Source organism: Methanosarcina sp. A14, from assembly GCF_001729375.1.
GTDB classification, from domain to species: domain Archaea; phylum Halobacteriota; class Methanosarcinia; order Methanosarcinales; family Methanosarcinaceae; genus Methanosarcina; species Methanosarcina barkeri.
In genome coordinates this window covers 1-3,041 of record NZ_LZPK01000162.1, presented here as the reverse complement: position 1 = coordinate 3,041, position 3,041 = coordinate 1, and the positions used below count along the sequence as shown (strand labels likewise).

2 protein-coding genes are annotated in these 3,041 nt (G+C 41.0%); one reads left to right on the top strand and one right to left on the bottom strand.

Going from position 1 to position 3,041, the window contains the following annotated elements; genetic code table 11:
- Positions 1-917: 917 nt before the first annotated feature.
- Positions 918-2,627 (top strand): glycoside hydrolase family 15 protein, encoded by a 1,710-nt coding sequence (locus A9239_RS08540; protein ID WP_080943670.1) that lies wholly within the window; start codon positions 918-920, stop codon positions 2,625-2,627.
- Positions 2,628-2,750: 123 nt separating this feature from the next.
- Here the strand turns inward: A9239_RS08540 and A9239_RS08535 are convergent.
- Positions 2,751-3,041, bottom strand: a 291-nt coding sequence (locus A9239_RS08535) for a winged helix-turn-helix transcriptional regulator (RefSeq protein WP_141706415.1), incomplete at its 5' end; no start/stop codon positions are given.

Here is a 3,041-nt window from a genome sequence, read left to right as displayed (position 1 = left end):
AACTTTAAATTTCTTCAAATATTATTTTAAAGCTTAATTGAGACTACTCTTCTAAATATGAAACTTTAAAAGTGTAATTTTGAGAGAAAAACTTTAAATATATATTTATTAATAAAATAAACAAAATCCATCCTTATTTTAAATGATTAATTCAAAGGCCTCTACAACCCTGTAAAAACTTAAGCAAGTTACTCAATAAAAAATAATATAATTTCATAAAAGTAAATCTTTCACCGACCCATATTATGGCAGTTTATTAGAAACTAAATTTAGTACTTACGGCCGGCAAAAAGACCAGGAAGAAGTATTTTTGACAACATATTTTTTCGGTATTATCCTAAAATTTAGAATTGCAAATGAGCAGGACATTTTAAGGCTAAATGAGCAAAATATAAAGCCAAAATCCGGTTCTTATTAAAATATTCTGTACTAAACTATTTGAGGTAATACATTCATTTTTTATAGTGGGTTATATTCAAAAAAAGGTAATTCAACCAGATTAGGTCACTATATTTTGGGAAACTGAGTCGAAGCTTAAAGTTGAAGCTTAAATGTCTGAGTTGTAGTATTTGTAGGGTCATAAAAATTTAAAAAAACAGGGGGTATCTGGGATTAGGCCGCTAATTTTCGGAAATGGAAGAATCCTGATCTGTGAAGACGAAAAAGGAACTATAAAGGATATCTATTTTCCATATGTAGGACTTGAGAATCACGGAAACTCTATAAAAGTTGGCATATGCGATCTTGATTCTCTTTATTGCAGCTGGCTTGAAAACTGGAATATTCGACAGAGATATAAATCCGAATTTAAGGAAGAGTTCTGTAAGCGTATCCTTGAAACCTCAGGAGAGAACAGGGAAAGCGTAAGAAGGAAAACCGAGATTCTGGAAGGCAACCAGAAAATCCCTGAAGCCTGTATGGGAGTAGTCTCCAATATAGGGGAAACAGTATTCGAAAATCCAGAAATCGGACTCCGAATCACTGTATGGGAAGCTGTTCACCCCTCGGTAAATATATTTTATAGGACTTTTAAGGTCACCAATACATCCAATAAACCCAAACATTTGCGCCTTTTCTCAAACCAGAATTATCGAATTCTTGAGACCAAAATCGGAGAAACGGCTGTAATCGATAAACATACGCTTATCCATTACAAGCGCGATCGTTATTTTCTGCACGCAAGTGACCCTGCGTTTGACCAGTATGCAGTTGGAACTGCTGAATGGAGAGGACTTGAAGGCACATGGAGAGATATGGAAAGTGATGCCTCTCTTAGTGGGAATCCTGTAGCGCACGGTTCGGTAGATTCCACACTCGGCTGGACTCTTCCCGAACTGAAGCCAGGAGAATCGACAAGGTTACACTACTGGATAGTTCTCGGAAAAAAGTACTGCAGCGTACTTCAGATTCATAAACAGGAAAAAGAAGCCGGAAGAAAAACCCTTTTCTATCACAGCTTCAATTTCTGGACATCTTTTATTGAGAGAGTATCCGTCCTTCCGGAATTTTCTCGAATGCCTCAACTCCCACAGAGTGTCTTAAAGTGCTTTTACAGAAGCCTCCTTACAGTTGTCGCCCACATGGACATCACGGGCTCGATAATTGCATCCTGCGATTCGGATATAAAGCAATTCGGGGCAGACCTTTATACCTACTGCTGGCCAAGAGATGCAGCCTGGATCTGCCTTGCGCTCGACAGGGCACGGTATCATCATCTGACTTTTGAAACTTTTGAATTTTTCTCAAAAACCATTACCCCAAGAGGAAACTTCCTTCACAAGTACACACCTGCCGGAGACTTCGGGAGCACATGGCATCCTGTTCCTATGATTCAAATCGACGAGACAGGGCTTCCTCTCTATGCCCTTTATAACAACTGGGAAATTGCAAAGAGTGTCTGGACCACAGGCAGGTATTACAGAAAGCTTGTGATTCCCACAGCTAACTATCTTATAAAAGCCATTGACACGAAAACAGGTCTTCCAATTTCGAGTTTTGACCTATGGGAAGAACGAAAAGGCATACACACCTACAGCGCATGTACGGTCTATGCCGGCCTCAACGGAGCCTATGAACTCTCCCGCTCTCTTGGTGATTATGACAATGCAAACATCTGGAAGGAAGCTGCAGACCTCATTAGGAAGTCTATTCTGGAGAAACTTTACGACAACCGACTAAAACGTTTCCGCCGTTCTCTTGACGACCCTACTCTTGATTCCTCAATCTTTGCAGTCTGGTACTTCGGAATTCTCCCACCCGATGACCCCAGGGTCGTCCGGACAATGGAAGCAATCGAATGCGACCTTAAGCGCCCCTCAGGCGGGATCGCCAGGTACCTTCACGATACTTATTTTGGCTATATGAACAGCTGGATTCTCTGCACTCTCTGGCTCTCACAGTGGCATTCCGCAGTTGGCAACCTTGACCGAGCTCTCGAACTCCTAAAATGGTGCGCAGCTCACGCCCACCCCACCGGCCTCTTATCCGAACAGATCGATGACATAGGTAACCCTGTATCCGTTCTCCCCCTGGCCTGGTCCCACTCAACCTACGTCCTCGCAGTCCTCGAATACCTGCAGGCCCTTGAGAAAAAAGAAGGTCGTTCCTGTAATTATCCGGAAAAATAGGTAAATTTAAAGTTTGAAACAGGTGAGCAAAGTAAGTTAATTGTTCCCATTGTATAGGAGAATGTTTAAAAAGTGTAATTAACTCGTGAGCGCACTATAAATTTTCACGCCGGACTTTCCAAATCAAATTGAGGCAATTCTTCCAGCATCAGTTATAACGTACCCGTTTTCGCCATCTGTTATATATCCCATTGCTTTTAGTTCCCGAAGATGGTTGTAAGTCATTCCTTTTGAAATTCCGGCAGTTGCGGCTATTTGGGGAACTGAAGAAACTCCTTTCTGGATCTCTTCAAGTATCAATTTTTTTGTTTCCGATAGATTAAAACTCAGCACTGGAAAATCAATCATAAAACTGTCTTCCTCGGTAACATACACAACTCTTTGTACCATATCATTTCTTGCATACGCCCCAAA